General features: G+C 45.8%; 2 protein-coding genes. Both read left to right on the top strand.

All coding sequences use genetic code 11. From position 1 onward, the window contains the following. Positions 1 to 119 precede the first annotated feature (119 nt). Complete coding sequence (locus HMPREF3144_RS04920) at positions 120 to 476, top strand: IS3 family transposase (RefSeq protein ID WP_070476732.1); 357 nt, start codon at positions 120 to 122, stop codon at positions 474 to 476. A 12-nt stretch (positions 477 to 488) separates the two neighbouring features. Further along, on the top strand, positions 489 to 903 hold a 415-nt coding region (locus HMPREF3144_RS04915), incomplete at its 3' end, for an integrase core domain-containing protein (protein ID WP_141742726.1).

The raw sequence follows: 903 nt of genomic DNA, 5'->3' as shown, positions 1-903 counted from the left end.
GAAGCCTCAGAATTGAAGCGCCTTAAACAGATAGAACAAGAGCACGAACGGCTTAAGAAAATGTATGCTGAATTGAGCCTAATGTCGCGCATGCAGGAGGAGATTATAAAAAAGCTCTAGTGCCTGTAGAGACACGTAAGGCATGGGCTCGTGAGCTACAGGCAAGGCATCTAGTCAGCATTGTTAAAAGCTGTCAGGCAGTATGTATTAGTCGAACGGCTTATTACTACCGTAAACGCTTGGTCAATGACAGTGCAGTTGAGCAAGCGTTGCTTGAACTAACTGAGCGACATCCTCGTTGGGGCTTTGTTAAATGTTTCGACCGTTTACGAACCTTAGGTCACCCGTGGAATCACAAACGCGTACAACGTGTCTACAATCAGCTTCAGCTGCAATTACGAAGTAAGCGTAAACAACGTTTACCGGCACGAAACCCTACGCCATTGGCACAGCCTAAGCTCGCAAGAAGCAGCTGATCAATCGATTTTATGTCAGATGGTCTGACAAATCAGCGCCGCTTTCGCACGCTGAATGTGATTGATGACTTCAATCGTGAGATCCTTGGCATTGATGTTGGCATGAGTCTACCGGCCCTTCGGGTCACACGTTTTTTAGATCAGCTAAGTGAAGTCTATGGTTACCCTGAGCGTATCCGTACAGATAACGGCCCGGAGTTTACGTCACAGATTTTTATGCAATGGGCAGAACGACACGGCATTATGATTGATTTTATTGAACCTGGTTGCCCTTACCAGAATGCCTATATCGAGCGATTTAATCGAACCTATCGCGAAGAAGTGTTGAATATGCACCTCTTCAGTACACTAGAGCAGGTTCGTTGGTATACCGAAGAGTGGATAACCATTTATAATACCGAAAGACCTCATGAGTCGTTGGAACGCT

This window comes from Oligella sp. HMSC05A10, assembly GCF_001808335.1.
In the GTDB taxonomy this organism is placed as follows: domain Bacteria; phylum Pseudomonadota; class Gammaproteobacteria; order Burkholderiales; family Burkholderiaceae_B; genus Oligella; species Oligella urethralis.
This window is presented reverse-complemented; position numbering and strand designations above follow the sequence as displayed.